The 18,108-nt window shown below is 64.6% G+C and carries 15 protein-coding genes and 1 pseudogene; 7 read left to right on the forward strand and 9 right to left on the reverse strand.

Annotated features, from left to right (window positions below):
• Nucleotide 1 precedes the first annotated feature (1 nt).
• Entirely contained in the window at nt 2–1,546 is a 1,545-nt protein-coding gene (locus AC1D10_RS30145; protein WP_477278444.1) for a winged helix-turn-helix domain-containing protein, read from the reverse strand.
• Nucleotides 1,547–1,721: 175 nt separating this feature from the next.
• Between AC1D10_RS30145 and AC1D10_RS30150 the strand changes: the two genes are divergently transcribed.
• Nucleotides 1,722–2,417 (forward strand): alpha/beta fold hydrolase, encoded by a 696-nt coding sequence (locus AC1D10_RS30150; RefSeq protein ID WP_477278446.1) that lies wholly within the window; start codon nt 1,722–1,724, stop codon nt 2,415–2,417.
• A gap of 290 nt (nt 2,418–2,707) precedes the next feature.
• Here AC1D10_RS30150 and AC1D10_RS30155 read toward each other — a convergent pair whose 3' ends face one another.
• The gene (locus AC1D10_RS30155; RefSeq protein WP_477278448.1) at nt 2,708–4,201 is read right to left on the reverse strand and encodes a winged helix-turn-helix domain-containing tetratricopeptide repeat protein; all 1,494 of its coding nucleotides are present in this window, start codon (nt 4,199–4,201) and stop codon (nt 2,708–2,710) included.
• 391 nt (nt 4,202–4,592) lie between these two features.
• Complete coding sequence (locus tag AC1D10_RS30160) at nt 4,593–6,131, reverse strand: winged helix-turn-helix domain-containing tetratricopeptide repeat protein (protein ID WP_477278450.1); 1,539 nt, start codon at nt 6,129–6,131, stop codon at nt 4,593–4,595.
• A gap of 113 nt (nt 6,132–6,244) precedes the next feature.
• Between AC1D10_RS30160 and AC1D10_RS30165 the strand changes: the two genes are divergently transcribed.
• Nucleotides 6,245–6,451, forward strand: coding sequence for a hypothetical protein (locus AC1D10_RS30165; protein WP_477278452.1), 207 nt, complete (start codon nt 6,245–6,247; stop codon nt 6,449–6,451).
• Nucleotides 6,452–6,457: 6 nt separating this feature from the next.
• Here the strand turns inward: AC1D10_RS30165 and AC1D10_RS30170 are convergent, their stop codons facing one another.
• A complete protein-coding gene (locus tag AC1D10_RS30170) occupies nt 6,458–7,609 on the reverse strand; it encodes an alpha-hydroxy acid oxidase (RefSeq protein WP_477278454.1) in 1,152 nt (383 codons plus the stop codon).
• On the opposite strand from AC1D10_RS30170, the gene AC1D10_RS30175 reads away from it, so the two are divergent.
• Together AC1D10_RS30175 and AC1D10_RS30180 are read left to right on the forward strand one after the other, a co-directional pair.
• On the forward strand, nt 7,590–7,766 hold the full coding sequence (locus AC1D10_RS30175; RefSeq protein ID WP_477278456.1) for a hypothetical protein: 177 nt from the start codon (nt 7,590–7,592) through the stop codon (nt 7,764–7,766). The two genes, AC1D10_RS30170 and AC1D10_RS30175, sit on opposite strands and share 20 nt — an antisense overlap.
• Before the next feature lie 46 nt (nt 7,767–7,812).
• A complete protein-coding gene (locus AC1D10_RS30180) occupies nt 7,813–8,397 on the forward strand; it encodes a TetR/AcrR family transcriptional regulator (RefSeq protein WP_477278458.1) in 585 nt (194 codons plus the stop codon).
• 41 nt (nt 8,398–8,438) lie between these two features.
• On the opposite strand, the gene AC1D10_RS30185 is transcribed toward AC1D10_RS30180, so the two are convergent.
• The 3 genes and pseudogenes from AC1D10_RS30185 to AC1D10_RS30195 form a co-directional block, all read right to left on the reverse strand.
• Nucleotides 8,439–9,266 carry a class II aldolase/adducin family protein gene (locus AC1D10_RS30185; RefSeq protein WP_477278460.1) on the reverse strand — a complete coding sequence of 276 codons (828 nt, stop codon included), beginning with the start codon at nt 9,264–9,266 and terminating at the stop codon, nt 8,439–8,441.
• Nucleotides 9,267–9,434: 168 nt separating this feature from the next.
• Complete coding sequence (locus AC1D10_RS30190) at nt 9,435–12,074, reverse strand: bifunctional diguanylate cyclase/phosphodiesterase (protein WP_477278462.1); 2,640 nt, start codon at nt 12,072–12,074, stop codon at nt 9,435–9,437.
• Between the two features lie 138 nt (nt 12,075–12,212).
• Nucleotides 12,213–13,108, reverse strand: a pseudogene (locus tag AC1D10_RS30195) (LysR family transcriptional regulator).
• Between the two features lie 103 nt (nt 13,109–13,211).
• Between AC1D10_RS30195 and AC1D10_RS30200 the strand changes: the two are divergent.
• Genes AC1D10_RS30200 through AC1D10_RS30210 form a run of 3 tightly spaced genes read left to right on the forward strand, consistent with a single transcriptional unit; the run spans nt 13,212 to nt 15,116 of the window.
• Nucleotides 13,212–13,970 carry an SDR family oxidoreductase gene (locus AC1D10_RS30200; RefSeq protein WP_477278463.1) on the forward strand — a complete coding sequence of 253 codons (759 nt, stop codon included), beginning with the start codon at nt 13,212–13,214 and terminating at the stop codon, nt 13,968–13,970.
• 7 nt (nt 13,971–13,977) lie between these two features.
• The gene (locus AC1D10_RS30205) at nt 13,978–14,874 is read left to right on the forward strand and encodes an SDR family oxidoreductase (RefSeq protein ID WP_477278650.1); all 897 of its coding nucleotides are present in this window, start codon (nt 13,978–13,980) and stop codon (nt 14,872–14,874) included.
• Between the two features lie 29 nt (nt 14,875–14,903).
• Nucleotides 14,904–15,116: a tautomerase family protein gene (locus AC1D10_RS30210; protein ID WP_477278464.1), complete on the forward strand. Its 213-nt coding sequence runs from the start codon at nt 14,904–14,906 to the stop codon at nt 15,114–15,116.
• 127 nt (nt 15,117–15,243) lie between these two features.
• Here AC1D10_RS30210 and AC1D10_RS30215 read toward each other — a convergent pair whose 3' ends face one another.
• On the reverse strand, nt 15,244–16,137 hold the full coding sequence (locus AC1D10_RS30215; protein WP_477278465.1) for a hypothetical protein: 894 nt from the start codon (nt 16,135–16,137) through the stop codon (nt 15,244–15,246).
• Between the two features lie 122 nt (nt 16,138–16,259).
• Nucleotides 16,260–17,921, reverse strand: a complete 1,662-nt coding sequence (locus AC1D10_RS30220; RefSeq protein WP_477278466.1) for an acyl-CoA synthetase — start codon at nt 17,919–17,921, stop codon at nt 16,260–16,262.
• Between the last annotated feature and the right edge of the window lie 187 nt (nt 17,922–18,108).

Here is an 18,108-nt window from a genome sequence, read left to right on the forward strand (position 1 = left end):
GCTAAGCCGGCAATCCCGCCGTCCGCATGGCATCGGTCACGTCATCGATGATATCGGGCGCAAGTCCGACGGCCGCGGACCAGCGGCCGATGCTGAAATGCGGATCGAGCGACAAGAGCCGTGTCGCCGCTCCCTTTGCCTCGTCGAGCCGCCCGAGCCTGGCCAGCGGCGCCGCCAGCCATCCGTGCAGGATGCTGAAGCCGGGGTTCAGTTCCACCGCCCGCCGGCCGGCGGTGACGGCTTGCTCGTGCCTGCCGGACAGGAAGTTGCCGAAGCCGATGATGCCTTGCGGCACGCAGCTCATGGCGTCGAGGGGGCTGAGCCGCATCGCCTGCTCGCACCAGTCGATTGCCCGCGCCGCGTTGCCGCCATAGGCCACCGGCACGCAGCCGAAGGTATAGACGAAGGCGCAGGAGGCACTGAGCGCCAAAGCCTGCGCAAACGCCTCGTCGGCCAGCCCGCGGTCATGCTCCACCAGGCCAATGGTGAAGCCGGCCAGAGCGAGCGCCATCGCGTCGCCCGAGCCGTGCTCGATCGCCGCATGGGCATGGCGGATCGACTTCTCGCGGTTCTCCGGCTGCAGGCCGCCGCGCACAAACAGGGTCTGGTGCGCCCAGGCGGCAAAGCCGTGGGCAAGCGCATAAGTCGGCTCGATCGCGAGCGCCCGGTCGAGCAGCGGCAGACCCTTGGCGGCGCCCTGCGGCATGAAGGTGTAGACATCGGGCAGCGCGCGCAGCAGCAGATCATAGGCGTCGAGACTGTCGGGACGGTCGCGTCGGACGCGTTCGATCTCGGCCCGGCGCAGATTGGGCTCGATTGCCGCGACCACGCTGACCGTGATTTCGTCCTGCAGCGCGAACACGTCGGTCAGCTCGCGGTCGTAGCGTTCGGCCCAGATATGGCTGCCGTCCTCCGCGTCGATGAGCTGGCCGGTGATGCGGACGCGGCTTCCCACCTTGCGCACGCTGCCTTCCAGCACGTAGCGCACGCCGAGCTCGTGGCCGATCTGCTTCACGTCCACCGCGCGGCCCTTGTAGGTGGAGCTGGAATTTCGGGCGATGACGAACAGCCAGCGGATGCGCGACAGGCCGGTGATGATGTCCTCGACCATGCCGTCGGCGAAATAATCCTGCTCGGGATCGCCGCTCATGTTCACGAAGGGCAGCACGGCGATGGATGGACGGGCGGGAATGCCCAGGGCAGGCTTCGGTTGCTCCACCGGAGCGGCCGCCTCGGCCTCCTCGCGCACAGAGCCGACGAAGCGAAGGCCTCTGCGCAGGATGGTGCGGATGAGCCGCTGCTCCTCGCCACTGTCCTGGAGCGCATTGCGGGCGGCGTTGATGCGGCTGGCGAGCGTCGCGTCGGAGACGATGCGCCCCTGCCACACCGCATCGATCAGGTCGTCCTTACTGACCACCCGGTCGCGATTGCGGATCAGATATTGCAAGAGGTCGAACACCTGCGGCTCGACGGAGATCAGGTCGTTGCCGCGACGCAGTTCGCGCCGATCGCCATCCAGGGCGAAATCCTCGAAGAGATACGGCAAATTGCTGCTCCAGACCGCGGGAATTGCGACGCCTGACACTTTAGCCGGGTCGTGGACGCAAAATCAAAGCGGTCTCAAGGTAAAATCAAGAGAGCCTGAAAGTCGCCTCAAAGCGCGCCCGCCAGCCCTGCCGCATAGTCCTCCTGCAACCAACGATTTGAACAGGAGAACTCAGATGTCGAACACCGCAGCAAAGTCCGTCGTCCTCGTGCATGGCGGCTTCGTCGATGGCTCCGGCTGGGACGGGGTCTACCAGATCCTCAAGAAGGACGGCTATGACGTGACCATCGTGCAGAACCCGACGACCTCGCTCGCCGACGATGTCGCCGTCACCAAACGCGCCATCGCCGCCGCTCCCGGCAACGTCATCCTGGTCGGCCACTCCTATGGCGGCGTCGTGGTGTCCGAGGCCGGCACCGATCCCAAGGTGGCGGGCGTCGTCTACATCGCGGCCTTCGCGCCGGATGCCGGCGAGTCGGTTTCGACCCTGATCGCCAACCCGCCGCCCGGAGCGTCGGTGCCGCCGATCCTGCCGCCCGTCGACGGCTTCCTGATGCTCGACAAGGAGAAGTTCGCCGCCTCGTTCGCCGCCGATGTCCGTCCCTCGCTCGCCGCCTTCATGGCGGACTCGCAGGTGCCTTGGGGTGTGGCGGCGCTGGAAGGCAAGGTCACCGCTCCGGCCTGGAAAGTGAAGCCCAGTTGGTATCTTGTCGCCACCGACGACCGGATGATCCCACCGCCGGCGCAGCGCAACATGGCAAGCCGCGCCCAGGCGACGGTCGTTGAAGTGCCCGGCAGCCACGCAGTCTACGTCTCCAATCCCGGCGCGGTTGCCAAGCTCATCGAACAGGCGGCCACCAGCAAGAACTGAACCCGGATCACCGAGATGACGGCCTGGGCGCCTGGCGGCGCTCAGGCTTTCCTGTTCCAGCCCGCACCGGCCAGGCGCTGCGGGGCACTCGCCGCCTGGTGCTGGACGAGCCGACCGACCATCGCGACATCGCCACCAAGGAGATGCTGATCATAGAACGCGCCGCCTCTCGGAGAACGACGGATTTTGCTGGGATGAGGCAGGTTCGTTCACCATCGATCGGCAGCTTGGGCCAGCGCTCCCGGCGAGAAGCTGCCTTTCCAAGGCGAAGGCTGCACCGTTGGCGCCGCCTAGGGTTGCTCTTCATAGGCTGCGAGTGCTTTCGCGACGCCGGCAACGAGATGTTCGACATCACTCTCATGTTCGAATGCGATCCCGGTTTGCGCAAACTGCAATGGCGAATAATCCGGCGCTATCCGCTTGACCTCCGCCATAATGCGCTGAGCTTCCTTGAGATCGCCGAGTTGAGCGTGGCACCCCGCCAGTCTTGTAAGTCGCCAGGGGGTCTTCGAGGGGACTTTGGACATGCTGACAAGCGCGGCCCTGTAATCTCCAACGGAGTATAGCGCGATGGCGCGATCATAGTGGTACCAGTCCGGATGGATCGGGTTGATCCGTATTGCACTGTCAAGCGCCGCGAGTGCTTCAAGAGGCCTGCCTCTCATCGTCAGCAAGAACCCCATTTGCGCAATCGTATCGGCGTCATATGGATTGAGGTCGAGCGCGCGTTGAAGGTGATGTTCAGCCGCGTCGAACCGACGCGCATAGATCAAAGCCTGGGCGAGTACGCGATGGCAGCGTGGCTCTTCCGGTGCCAAGGTCACCGCACACTCCGCGCGGTAGATCACTGAACCAAGCGATGCTGGGGATGCCTCGGCATAGCCACCGATAATGAGATCGGCGAGCGCGATATAGGAATGCGCCAAGGCATAAGTCGGGTCCTTTTCGACCGCAGCCTGGAAAAGATCGCGCGCAGCCTCATTGTCACCATCACCATAACCGCGCAGCCGGGCCAGCCCACGCAGGAGAAGCTCGTATGCGGCCAGGCTCTCGGGAGGTTTTGGCGTTGCGTGCTTGACACCCGCGTCGTCGAGCCGAGCCACCAGCCGGTTCACCACACGGCGGGCGATTTCTTCCTGAATGTCGAAGATCTCGCCGCCGGACGCGGAAAAAGTATCGCTCCAGAGGACTCCACCCGTCGAAGCAGCGACGAGACTGATCGTGACCCGCATGCCGTCTGCGCGAGTCGTCGCCCTACCGCGAACCAGATAGGTTGCGCCCAGGCTGTCGCCAACGGCACGCCAATCGGAAGCGGAATCCGAGACAAATGCAAATCCGGAATTGCGCGCCAGCACGACGACTGTTCCGAAGCGAGCCAGCGCATTGACAATGTCCTCGGCGAAACCGTCGACCAAAGGGGTGTCTTCCGGCGCACCTTCATTGCTGAAACGCAGTACCGCCACGCTCGGCTGTCCGGAGCGCTCTTGCTCCGGCGTATCGAGAACAGAGAGGATGTAGCCGCGTTTGGCGACCGTGCGGATAATGGTTTGGCTTTCGTCGTGCAGCGCCTTTCGCAACTCCCTGACAGCCTGCGTCAGTGAGTCCTCGGTCACAAAGACATCGGGCCACACCGCTGACATCAGTTCCGACTTTGTCGCGACACGCCCAACATTCCCGCTGAGGTAGGTCAGCAGATCAAAAGCCTTGGAGCGGAGAGCAACGGGTTTCCCATCGCGCAGCAGCAGCCCACGGGCAAGATCAAGCTCGCAACTGCCAAGTGCCACGTGCCCTGGGTTTTCTCGCGACATTGAATGCCGATCTGACCAGCTCGACCAAACGCTGCCTGATTGGGGTCTCAATCGGCGCGGACGTCAAGGGTTCAGGAGAATTTGACCCGCCTTCACTTTGGCTGGAAGCCATACGCCTCTCCTCGGCCATGATCTCGAGCATTTCGAACATTGTTCCAGGCATGGGGGCACAAGGGGACCCAGCCATGACGCTGGACGCAAATTCCAGGAGTTCATGCCGGGCGGCTTGGCGCATGCTCTCATTCGGTGACATGTTCGACCTCCTCCGTTTCGTTGTGAGAACAATGAAGCCAAGGAAAGCGCGCGTACCGGAAAATTTCTGAAATTCTGCTGAATCTCTCCGCAACGACGGAGCCGGCCTCTCCGATCAGTCGAGCCCGGCGACGCGCAGCCCCTCGATATAGAGCGCACGATCCTTTTCGTGGACGATGGGGTGGTACTTCTCGACCCAGTCCACGGAGACGGTTGGTTGCAGGCGTCGTGCCTGCGATAGCGCGTGGGCCGCGGTGGCGCGATCGCCCGCCATGCCGGCCGAGGCGGCATATGTGCGCCAGGCCGTGCCGAAATTCTGCCTGAGATCCACCGCCCGCCGCTCGAACTCGGCTGCTTCGGCGTAGCGCCCGGCCATGAAATGACAGAGCCCAATGACGGAAAGGCTGCCCGCCTGGGTGAAATCGCGCGGGCTGAGCCTGTCGGCCAGCGCGACATGGTGCAGGCCGTCGTCGGGCATCCCCGCATAGGCATAGGTCGATCCAAGGATCATATGCGCATAGGCCAGGCTCGGATTGAGGGTGATCGCCTCGGACAAGGCCTTCACGGCCGGATCGAAACGGCGCGAGGCCATATGCACGAAGCCCGTGGCGAAGTGCGTCCAGGGGTCCTCGGGGTCGCTGCGGATTGCCCGTTGCGCCATGTCGTGGGCGGTCGGCAAGGCCGCTTCGGCATCAGCCAGCCCAAGCATCGCCTTTGCTGCGAGACCCCAGGCAATCAGGCAGTTGGCGCGCGGATAGTCGGGGTCGATGTCGATGGCTTTCTTGAGCAGCCGCTCGGCGATCTCGAAATCCGGCAGGGAGGCCCAGGTCCAGACATAGGGCATCGCCTTCATCACGAACCCCCAGGCGTCGAGGCTGCCGGGCGACCGGCTCTGGAACCGCTCCTGCTCGGCCACGTAGAGCCTGGGCTCGATGGCGCCGATCACGCTCTCGGCAATCTCGTCCTGCAGCGCGAAGAAGTCGGCGATCTCCGCATCATAGCGCTCCGCCCAGATCTGGCGCCCGGCGTCGGCGTCGCTCACCCTGGCGTTGATCCTGAGCCGCTGTCCTGAGCGGCGCACGCTTCCGTCGAGCACATAGCGCACGCCGAGCTCGCGCCCGATCTGCTTCACGTCGACCGGCTTGCCGCCATAGGTGAAAGACGAGTTGCGCGCCGACACGAACAGCCAGCGCAGCCGCGCCAGGCGGGTGATGATGTCCTCTGCGAGGCCGTCACCGAAATATTGCTGCTCGGCATCGTCGCTGAGATTGGCAAAGGGCAGCACGGCGATCGAAGGCCCGGCCTCCGCGCTGTCGGGTGGGGCCGCGGCCGCGTCGAGGCAATCCACCACGCCACCGAAGCGGTAGCCGACACGGGGGATGGTGGCGATCCACTCGGCGTCGTCCGACCCCGATCCAAGCAGTCTCCGGAGCGAGGCGATCTGGACCGAGAGGTTGCTTTCCTCGACGGCCGCGTGCGGCCACGCCGCGTCCATCAGTTCGGCCTTGGACAGCACTTCGCCGGGCCGCTCCACCAGTGCTCCCAACAGCAGCACGCCGCGATAGCCGACGGGAACGGGCATGCCTTGCCGGAGCAGCGTTCCCGCCTCCGGATTGAGCTCGAACGGGCCGAAGGCAAACCGCTTCCCCACCATGGTGCAAACTAGCATATTTTCGGGGCTTTTTAGAACTATTCGGCCAGGCGCCAGGGACGACAATGCGCGCCCGGCTCATCCTGTCATCGCGTTTCGAGACAGGAGAGCCGAAAATGTCCGCTGTTGTTTTTGACCGTTTCGAGTTTGAGACTGAGACCAGCCAGGCGGTTCCGGCGAGCAGACCGCGCCCGCGCGAAGTAGAATTCCGGGCCGCCCTCGACCGCTACATGACGGATTACATCGACCGCCAGAAGCGCCGCGCCGAGGCAATCGAGGTGCCCCACGGCATGGACGGCAGGCAGACCCGCCGGACATCGTGACGGCCGTCATCCAGTTGGTCTCGGCTGGTCCAGCACCCGCACGCCGACTTCGTCGACACTTCTTGTGCCGGTCAGCGCCATGGTGACGGACAGTTCCTTGCGAAGGATCTCAATGGCCGTTGCCACACCGGCCTCTCCGCCGGCGCCAAGGCCGTATATGTATGCCCGGCCGACCAGGCAGCCTCTCGCGCCAAGTGCCAGCGCGCGCATCACATCCTGACCGGACCGCACGCCGCCATCGAACAGCACTTCGGTTTCGCAGCCCACCGCTTCAACGATTTCCGGCAGCTTGGAGATCGTCGATGGTGCGCCATCCAGCTGCCGGCCGCCATGATTGGACACCACGATCGCGGTTGCGCCGGCCTTGCTGGCGGTGCGCGCATCGTCCACGTCGAGAATGCCCTTGATGATGAGCTTGCCTGGCCAGATGCTCCTGATCCACTCGACGTCGTTCCAGTTGAGCGTGGGATCGAACTGATGCGACACCCAGTCCGCGAGTTCCTTGACGCCTTGCTCGCCTTTCACATGGCCGGCGAGATTGCCGAACGTCCAGCGCCTGGCGGTGAGCATCCGCCAGGCCCAGGCGGGTCTGGTGGCGAGTGCGAGAAGATTGCGCAGGTTCAGCGACGGCGGAACCGAGAGCCCGTTCTTCACGTCGGCGTGGCGCTGTCCCAGCACCTGCAGGTCGACGGTGAGCACCAGCGCGCTGCAGCGGGCCGCCGCGGCACGCTCGACAAGCGAGCGCACGAAGCCGCGGTCCTTCATCACATAGAGCTGGAACCAGAACGGCTTCTCGACCGCCTCGGCAACGTCCTCGATCGAGCAGATCGACATCGTTCCGAGCGTGTAGGGGACACCGGCCGCCTGCGCGGCGCGGCAAGCGAGAATTTCCCCATCGGCCCACTGCATCCCGCCAATGCCGATCGGTGCCAGCGCTATCGGAAGCGAGGCCTTCTCGCCGAGGATCGTTGTCGCGGTGTCCCGTTGCGAAACGTCGACCAGTACGCGCTGGCGGAACGTCATACGCTCCAGATCCGCGCTGTTGGCGCGCAAGGTCTGTTCGGAATAGGCGCCTGCCTCGACATAGTCGAAAAAGGGCTTGGGAACGCGGCGACGGGCCGCTTGCCGAAGATCCTCGATGCAGGTCATGTTTTTCAAGCGCAAGGGCGCCGGTGAAGCCTTGGTTTGGGCGCGAAACGTTGCAGCATCGGTGGATTGTCCAAGATCAGGTACTGCGGAGACCAGCCTGTCCATCGTCGGCTCCCTGATGAATATTGTCACCGATCCATTGAATGTCGCCCGCGCGCGGATGTAAATTCACTAGCGAGTATACATTCATCCATCGGTATGAGCGTCGCTCCGTGCCCAGATCGTCCGACCAGACCCGGCCAGACATATTGCAGGCGGCCTACAAGCTCTTTCGCCGTCGGGGGTTCTTTCGCGTCGGCATGGATGAGATCTCGAGTGCCGCAGGCGTCACCAAGCGCACACTCTACTATCATTTCGACAGCAAGGACGCGTTGCTGACCGCGGTGCTTGCATCACAGCATGAGCGGGCCTTCGCCGAGTTCCAGACCTACGGCATCGACCTGTCGGGCGGCCCGGAGCAACTGGTCGACAAGCTCTTCGGTGGACTGGCCAAATGGTCGGCCAAGCCGCGCTGGGCTGGATCGGGATTTACCCGGCTGGCAATCGAGCTTGCCGATCTCTCCGGCCATCCGGCACGCTCGATGGCGCGTCGGCACAAAGCCTTGATGGAACAGCATCTGGCAACCCTTCTCGCCGAAGCGCAGGTGGCATCGCCGCGCGAGCGGGCACGCGAGTTGTTCCTGCTGGTCGAGGGTGCGATGGTCATGATCCTGATCCATGGCGACCGCGACTATTGCACCGCCGCGGCCGATGCCGCCAAAAGGCTGGTCGTGAATGGACCTGCCGCTGGAGGCTGATGGTCAAGCCTTCGCTGGCCAACAGCCGACCACGCGCGGACCTATCCAAGCAGATCCGGCTGTTGCCTGAGGATGCGGTCGCAGAGCGGTTGGCATTGAAACCAGCCGGCCAGGGGCGTGCCGTTCACCGCGCGGGTGGCACGGGCATTTTCCGGGTCGACCTGCAGTGGCGTCCCGACGCTTTCGGCGAGGAACTGCGCCTGACAGCACCGTTCCATGGAGATGAACCACCAGACGGCTTCGTCGACGGTCTGGCCAACCGTGAGCAGACCGTGATTGCGCAGGATCGCCGCCTTGCGTGCACCAAGGCACTCGGCGATGCGTGCGGCTTCGCTCGCCTCGGTGACCAGCACCCGCGTGTCGTCGAAGAAGACGTGATCCTCATAGAACGCGCAGGCGTCCTGCGTGATGGGGTCGAGCAACCGGCCCACCGCCGACCATGCCTTGCCGTAGATGGAGTGGGTGTGCGCGGCCGCAACGACATCCGGGCGCGCCGCGTGGACCTGATGATGAATGACGAACGCGGCCACATTGACAGGCATCGTGCCCTCGACCACGTCGCCCGCGCTGTCGACCCGAATGAGGTCCGAGACGGTAATGTGCGCGAAATGCATGCCGAACGGATTGACCCAAAACGTGTCGGTGAATTCCGGGTCACGTGCCGTGATATGCCCGGCGACGCCTTCGCTGAAACCCAGCGCCGCGAATATGCGGAAGCCGGCGGCAAGCCTTTCCTTTCGGTGTTGCCGCTCCTGTTCGAGGTCTTCGAAGCGCGATGGCCCCCGCCTTTTGAAAAGGGGTTCATAGGCCGCCTGCTTGCTGACGGCCAAATCGCTTTCGGTGTCTGGAACTGACGTGACGACGTCCATTGCTCCCTCCCTGGGGTTCCATGCCGTCGGCATGACGGCAGGCCTCAGACTGGGGGAGCTTCGGGCTGGAGTCTCAAAGGCTACAGCAATTGTTCCGAATTCTTCCGAATAGGTGCGAAACATTCCGATGTCGCGGCGCCATGTCGCGAGGGTAGGCGCGCCTGGCCGCTACCCGGCCGCCAGCCATTTGCGCGACTGGGCGAAGGTCTTGAAGGCCTTCGCCTCCATCGGGCGGCCGAAAAAGTAGCCTTGCAGGATATCGCAGCCAAGCTCTTTGAGGATGCGCGCGTGCTCCATCGTCTCAACGCCCTCGGCAACCACTTCGATGCCGAGCGACTTGCCGATCTCGATGATCGACGACACCAGATGTCGCTGCGCCGTCGAGCCGGTGATGGGCGTGACCAGTTGGCGGTCGATCTTGAGGCGACGCGGCCGCAGCTTGAGCAGGGAGACGATCGAGGCATAGCCGGTGCCAAAATCGTCGATCTCGATGTCGATGCCGAGTTCCTTGATGTGCTCGATGTTCCAGGTGACCAGATCATCGTTCTCGTCAAGGAAGATGGACTCCACCAGCTCGAACGACACGGTTCCTTCCTTGATGGCGAGCTGGCGCAGACCCTTGATGAGGTCCTTGTCCTCCAGGCGCCTGGCCGAGACGTTGACCGAAACGCGGGGGATATTGAGATGGCTGCGCGACCAGCGCTCGAAATTCTCCAGCGCCTCCTTGAGGACGATGCGGTCGATCAGCGATACGACATTGAGCTCTTCGGCCACCTTGAGATAGGCGTCGGGGGCCAGGATGCCGCGGCGCGGATGCTTCCAGCGCGACAACGCTTCGACACCGACGATCTCGAGCGTCCTGGCGTCGAACTGCGGCTGAAAGTAAGCGATGAATTCGTTCCGCTCCAGCCCACCCAGGATCTCATCGGCGATCTGCTTGGTCCGCACGATCTCGCTCTGGAGCTCTTCGTTGAAGAACTCGTAGCGGTTGCGGCCACGGCCCTTCGCCCGGTAAAGCGCGAGATCGGCGTTGACGAGCAGCTGCTTTGCGTCGACGCCGCTGTTGGCGGCAATGCCGATGCTGACCCCGAACCGGCACTGATGGCCCCGATATTCGACAGGCTGGCGCATCTCCTCGATGATGCGGTCGGCGAGTGCCGAGAGCTCGTCATCGTCACGCCCATGGCTCACCACGACGAACTCGTCGCCACCGATGCGCGCAACGAAATCGGCAGAACCGGCATTGGCCGTGATGACTTTCGAGGCATGCATCAGCATGGCGTCGCCCGCTGCGTGGCCGAGCGTGTCGTTGATCTGCTTGAAGCGGTCGAGGTCGAGATGCAGCAGCGCCATGCGCTCGTGTTGGTCGGTTTCGGCCAGCATCTCGTCGAGATAGCGCCGGTTGGGCAGGCCGGTCAGCGAATCGTGCAGCGCCACATGCTCGATATGCGCCTTGGCGAGCTTCAGTTCGGCGTTCTTCGATTCCGACAGCTGGCGCTCGCGAATGAGGTTCTCGTTGAGCAGCACGTCGCTGGTTACGTCCCATTCGGCGCCGATCAGCTTGGGCGTGCCGCTGATGTCCTGGAAGAAGCTTGCGCGCGTGCGCACATGACGGACGGCGCCGTCGGGGCGCAGGAGCCGGTATTGTGAGAAGTAGGGGCCTTTTGTCGCCGCGGCCGAATCGAAGTCCTGCCTTGCCCGCTCGATGTCCTCGGGGTGGATCGCCTGCGCCCAGTCGGCATAGCCGCGCGGCTTGCCGTCGGCCGGCTTGCCGTAGATTTCGTTGACGCGGTCGTCCCACAGCAGTTCGTTGCTGGCGAGGTCGTGCTCCCAGACGCCGATGCCCGAGGCTTCCAGCGCCAGCTCCAGGCGACCGGACAGGCGCCTCAACTCGGCGTAGTTCTTTTGCCGTTCGCCGAACAGCCGCCCGGCCACCAGGATCGGCAGCACCACCAGCGCGCCGGCAAGTGCCATGAGCGCCCGCAAGGTCCACTCATTTTTCGGAGCCGGCCAGCCACCCTTGGGGATGGCCGAGATCTGCCAGGAGCCTGAAGGCAATTGCACATCGGCCGACACGGGATTGCCGGCGACGACATTGCCGTTGCCGAAGAAACGTTCGCCGCCGCCGCCCAGCGCATCCTTGCCGGTGAGCGCGACATCGATGTCGAGATCGGGGTCGGCCAGTCCGCTCGCCGCGTAGAGCCGGTCGACGTCGACCACCGCCGAGACGATGCCCCAGAAGCGGTCGCCGCCGCCCGCCGTCGGCACGAAGACCGGGATGCGGCCGATGAAGCCGCGCCCGCCTTGCGCCAGCTTGACCGGTCCGGCAAATACCAGAGCGCGCTGATCGCGCGCCCGAAGCGCAGCCAGGCGTTGCTCCTCGTTCTTGCGGTAATCGAGCCCGATTGCCTTCTCGTTGCCCTCCATCGGGAACATCAGCGAGATAACGAGGTCTGGTGCGCCGGCGATGTTGTGCAACTGCGATTTCTGCTCGAACAGATTGCCTGCGAGCGATGCAAATCTCTGCTGGCCCATGTAGGGCTCTGTAACGATGGCTGAGACGAGCCCCTGAACAAGCTGAAGATTGCCGTTTATGTTGCCTTCCAGCTTGGCGCGGATGACGTTGACCTTGGCCAGCACATCAGCGCGCGCCAGCTGATCGGAAACCCTTCTGTTCTGCTGGTCGGCAATGACGGCGCAGACCATGAGCACAACAAAAGCAATCGCCGCCGGCAAGTTGGCGGAGGAAAAAACGGCCTGCCTCACGCGGCCGAGACTGAATCCCGTTGTGGCCAATTCGACCTGCATACCTTTCCTGGACAATAGCCCGCCAGCCGATCGTAGTAGCAAACGCTTAAATTTAACCTTCCATGCCAGAAAAGAAATTTCTATACCGGGCGTGGATGGATTGGAACGGCTCAGGCTGTGCTCAACCGAGGCCGGGCGCTACAGGTTCGCCTCGGCGAAGATGCGCGACGCCCAGTCGAGAAAGACGCGAAGCCGCGGCGAGAGCTGCCTGTTCTGCGGGTAAAGTGCCGACAGCGGCGTCGGCGAGGGCGGGTAGCCGGCCAGCACCTCGACGAGCGTCCCGTCGGCAAGGTCCTTCTCGAAGCGATAGCGCGGCGCCTGGATGAGGCCGAGCCCAAGCCGCGCCAGGTCGGCGGCGGTGTCCGAATTGTTGGCCGCCACGCGGCCCGGCAGCCTGACCTCGCGAGTCTTGGCGCCGACGGTGAATTCGAACGGAAGGGTCTCGCCGGTGCGCGACGAGACGAACCCCACCGCCTCATGGCCATCGAGCGCATCGGGGGAGGCCGGCGTGCCGTGCCGTTCGAGATAGGCGGGGCTGGCGCAGGTGATCTCGCGGACCATCGCCAGCCGCCGCATGATCATGCCGCTGTCGGGCGGTTCGCCGACGCGGATCACGCAGTCGACGCCCTCGCGCACGAGATCGACCAGCCGGTCGCTCTGGCCGATCTGTAGGTCGATGCGGGGATAGCGGGCAAGAAACTCTCCGGCAGGCGCGGCAAAAGGAATGTGCGGGTAAGCAGTGTGCTGGCGTCGATGCGCAGCAGCCCGTAGGGCTCGGCATTGCGGAAAGCGGCCTCGGCGTCCTCGATTTCGGCAAGGATCGACAGGCAGCGCCGGTAATAGGCTTCGCCGTCCTGGGTGGCGTTCACCTGCCGTGTCGTTCGCTCGAGCAGGCGCGCCCCGAGATGCTCTTCCAGCCGCCTTATCGCTTCCGTCGCGGTCGAACGCGGCAGGGCGAGATCGGCGGCAGCAGCGGTGAAGCTGCGCCGCTCCAGGACGCGAACGAAGAGCCGCATGGTGTCCAGACGATCCATGCTCGTTGTTCGCAGTTTCCGAATAGTGATGTCAATAGGCGGCTGATTATCCGGAAGATCGCTTGGCCTATATCTGCGTCACCAACAACACGGAGACACGTCCATGGCAAATCAGCAGACAAGTACGGGCAATCAAACCAGAGCCGCGATCGTGACCGGCGCCTCCAAGGGCATCGGTGCCGCCATCGCACAGCGGCTCGCCCGCGACGGCGTCGCCGTCGTCGTCAACTATGCAAGGGGACGCGCGGAGGCCGAAGAGCTTGTGCGTGCGATCGAAGCCGGCGGCGGCAAGGCGATCGCCGTGCAGGCCGATATCGCCGATCCGGCCGGCATCGCCGCGCTGTTCGACGCCGGCGAGAAGGCATTTGGCGGCATCGACATTCTCGTCAACAATGCCGGCATCATGAAGACGGCGCCGATCGTGCAGACCGACGACGCGTCTTTCGATACGCAAATCGCGATCAATCTCGGCGGCGTGTTCCGCGGCATGCGGGAAGGCGCGCGCCGGCTTCGCGACGGCGGCCGCATCATCAATTTCTCGAGCAGCGTCGTCGGGCTCTATCAGCCGGGTTACGGCGTCTATGCCGCCACCAAGGCGGGCGTCGAGGCGATGACGCACATCCTGGCCAAGGAGCTTGGCGCGCGCCGTGTCACCGTCAATGCGGTGGCGCCGGGGCCGATCGAGACCGCCCTGTTCACGGACGGCAAGAGCGAGGCGCAGATCGAGGCCATCGGCAAGATGATCCCGCTCGGCCGGCTCGGCCAGCCCGACGACATTGCCGGGCTGGTGTCGTTCCTGGCCGGGCCGGACAGCGGCTGGGTCAACGGGCAAATCATCCGCGCCAATGGCGGCGTGGTCTGAGGAGACAATCATGCAACAGACAATTCTGATCACAGGTGCCTCCAGCGGCTTCGGCGCAATGACGGCGCGGGCGCTGGCGAAAGCTGGCCACACGGTCTATGCCTCGATGCGCGACCCGGCGGCGCGCGGCGGTGTTGCGGCAGCCGAAATCGAGAAGTTCGCCCGCGACGAGGGCGTGGCGCTCAAGGCCATCGCGCTCGATGTCACCTCGGACGCTTCGGCCGAGACGGCGGTCCGGCTGATCCTCAGCGAGGCCGGCCAGCTCGACGTGCTCATCCACAATGCCGGGCACATGGGGTTTGGACCGACCGAGGCATTCGCGCCCGAACAGCTGGCACAGCTCTATGACGTCAACGTCGTCGGCACCCAGCGTGTCAACCGGGCGGCCTTGCCGCATATGCGCTCTCTTGGCCGGGGCCAGATGATCTGGGTCGGTTCGAGCAGCACGCGTGGCGGAACCCCGCCCTTCCTTGCGGCCTATTTCGCGGCCAAGGCCGGCATGGATGCGCTGGCGCAGAGCTATGCGCTGGAACTTGCCCGCTTCGGCATCGAGACGACCATCGTCGTGCCGGGCGCCTTCACCAAGGGCACCGAGCATTTTCACCATGCGGCGGCGCCCGCGGATGCGGAGCGCGCCGCGCTCTACTGGTCCGGGCCCTACGCCGGGGTCGATGATCGGGTGCTGAAGGGACTGGCCGCGCTTGAGCCGGCTAACGCCGATCCGGCTGATATCGCGGCGGCCATCGTCGACCTCGTCGCGATGCCGCACGGAAGGCGCCCGCTGCGCGTCCACATCGACCCCTCGGACGATGGCGCGACGATCGTCAATGGCGTTGCCGATCGCGTCCGCGCGCAACTCATGGAACGGATCGGCCTTGCCGACCTGCTCCATCCCACTGCCTGACATCAACTTCGAGAGCAAAGGAAACGATCATGCCATTCGCCAACATCAAGATGCCGCAGGCGGCTCTGTCCAAGGCGCAGAAGGAAGACCTCATCCATCGAACGACCGCGATGTTCGTCGACTTCTTCGGCGAAGCCGCAAGGCCCTACACGATGGTGCTGGTGGAGGAAGTCGCCGACGGCGGCTATGGCCGGGCCGACGAAGTGTTCGTCGTCCCGGAAGCCTATCGCGCCAAGGACTAGCGCCTGACCGAGCCTTGCCTCGCCGAGCCACCCTGCCGAGGCAAGGTCGGCGCAGCACGATGACCGGCGCACTGGACCGGAAGCAACGGGGCTGAGGAGGCGCGGCGCCGATGCGCCGGGAGGAGGCCTACTTGCCGGCCATGTGGTCGGCAAGCTCCTGGGCTTGGGCGAGCAGTGCCGGGAAGACCGCCTCGCCTGGCAGGTGCTCGCCCATGCAGGCGCGATAGTCGGCATCACCTTTTTCCCAGGCGGCATTGCCGGCATCATACGACTCTTGGTCCTTGAGATCCGAGGCCTGGTAGGCCTCCTGGAATTTCTGGGCGGCGGCGTCCGCCGAGGCCCACAGGGCGTCGCAGGCCGCGATCTTCGGAACAGGCGGTGCCGCGGGCGCCGAGGCGATCATGACGCTGTTGCCCTTGACGATGGTGACGATGACCTGCTGGTCGGGGTTCGGTCCGATGTCCTGCGCCCAGCCGCCGAGCCGTGCAAGGGCGATGTCGGCGCCTTCAGGTTTCTTCAGCGGAAAGTCGAGCGTCCCCGTGAACGCGGCGTCGCTGTTGATGGCCTGGGTGTAGAAGGCATCGAGCTTCAGCGCCGCATCGATGCCGGCGGGCAGTCTGAAGCTCGCGTCCATCTCGGCGGCTCTCGACTGGAGCCAGCGCTCGAGCAGCCCCCGCGTCGTTGCCACGAGGCTCGGGCCGTCGTCACCTTTGGCATATCGCAATCCGTCGAGCATGCCGAAGCCGATATCGGAGTCGCTCAGGCTTTCGATATTGATCGTGCCGGTCGCCGGAAAACCCGCAACCGCCAGCGGGCCGAGAATGGCGGACAGACGCTTTTCGAGATCGGCCAGCGCCTTCGTCCCGGCGGCATCGAGCGTTTCAACAGGTTCGTTCGCGCTTTCCATTGCCGCGATAGCGGAAATCGCCTTGTCGCGTGCGGCGATATAGTCGTCCTCGGGCGAGGCCGCGAAAGCCGTGCCGGTCGCGAGCGCGAAGATGATGGTCCACACCAACCGCATGACATACCCCAAATTTCGGTCTTATCCGGAAGACAATGCGCAACGAGCATGTTGAAAAAAAGATCAGGCTTCGGAGAAACACAGGGAGCGCGGCGCAGCCTTGGCGCCGTGTCCTCCCTGCATCAGTCCCGTTTGCGCTTCTCCACCTCGGCCTTCCTCAGCAAGAACCGCTGGATCTTGCCGCTCGGCGTTTTCGGCAGTTCGCTGACGAAATCGATTTCGCGCGGATAGGCGTGGGCCGAGAGCCGCTTCCTGACATGCTGCGCCAGTTCCTCGGCGAGTTCCGGGCTGCCGCGAAACGAAGATGCCAGGATGACGAAAGCCTTGACGATTTCGGTGCGCTGCGGATCGGGCACGCCGACGACGGCCGCCTCGTTGACCGCGGGATGCTCGATCAGCGCGCTTTCGACATCGAACGGCCCGATGCGATAGCCGGCCGAGGTGATGACGTCGTCGGCGCGGCCGATGAAGCTGACCGAGCCGTCCGGCTCGAACTCGACCGTGTCGCCGCTGCGGTAATAGCCGCCCGAAATCGCGGGGGTTTCCGCCTGGTGGTAGCCGTCGAACCAGCACAGCGGCGAGTTGGCGATGTCGACGGCGAGGATGCCGGGCTGGTTGGGGCCAAGCTCCTGGCCCGCCTCGTCCAGCACGACGATGCGGTAGCCCGGCATGGCAAAGCCGGCCGATCCCGGACGCACCGGGTGCGACAGGCCGTGATGGTTGTTGACCATCATGCCGTTCTCGGTCTGGCCGTAATGGTCATGGATCGGCACGCCGAGATGGGCGTCGAACCAGCGGATCACTTCCGGGTTGAGCGGTTCGCCGGCGCTGCTCACCACACGCAGCCGGCCCTTGATGCGGGCAGCGGCCTGCGGCCCTTCGGCCAGCAGCAGGCGGAAGGCGGTCGGCGACCCGGCAAGGCTGGTGACGCCAAGGCGCTCGATGAGGTCGTAGGTGCTTTTGGCGGTGAAGGCGCTCTCGTTGAAGGTCGTCGCGATGCCGAGCAGCAAGGGGCCAGTGATGGCGTAGTAGAGGCCGTAGGCCCAGCCCGGATCGGCAATGTTCCAGAAGACGTCGTCTTGGGTGAGCCCGATGGCATCGCGCATATAGGCGCCGAAGGCCAGCAGCGCGCGCAGCGGCACCGGCACGCCCTTGGGCAGGCCGGTCGTGCCCGAGGTCGACATCATCATGAACAGGTCGTCGCCCTTGCGCAGCACCGGCTCGCAGATTGTCGAGGCGGCAGCCAGCGCAGCGCGGAAATCGATGTCGCCGGCCGGCAACGCTTCGCCCTGGCCAAGGATGGTCGCGGCGCGAGGGCAGTCCTCGACCTCGTCGAGCTTGCCGCGATTGGCCATGTTGGTGACGACGAGCTTGGCGCCGCTGGTCTTCAGCCGCTGGTCGATGGCCTTTGGGCCGAAGGCGGTGAACATCGGCTGATAGACCGCGCCAATGCGCCAGGTGCCGAGGATGAGCGCCACAAGTTCGGGAATACGCGGCAGCATGCCGGCGACGACATCGCCGGGGCCGACGCCGGCTTCCTTCAGCATGGTGCCGACGCGGGCCGACATGTCGGCGAGATCGTCGAACGAGAATTCCTTGAGCTCACCGCTGGCGGAGATGGCGCGCAGCGCCAGCCGGTTCTCGCCTGTGTAGCGGCCACAGCATTCGATATAGGCATTGATGCCGGTCGAGGGGTCGCCGTGAAGGCACGCGACTTCATCCTCGATGCGAAAGCGCTGAACGGCATCCACGTACCGCGGCAAGCCGGCCGAAGTTTCACCCATCGCAGCATCCCTCCGTGGCGGTGTCCTCGTGGACCACCGTCATGCCGACAGGATAGCCAAGATTGCAGTCCCGGTCGACGAGGTGATCGCCGCGAGGCCTTGGCGCAAACAGTGTAGGGGCTCGCCTGCGCGCCTCGCGCAGCAGGATCGCGCCGGGGGTACCGGGCCCCCGAGCGCTCTCGATGCT

This window comes from Mesorhizobium sp. P2_A8 (assembly GCF_056404935.1).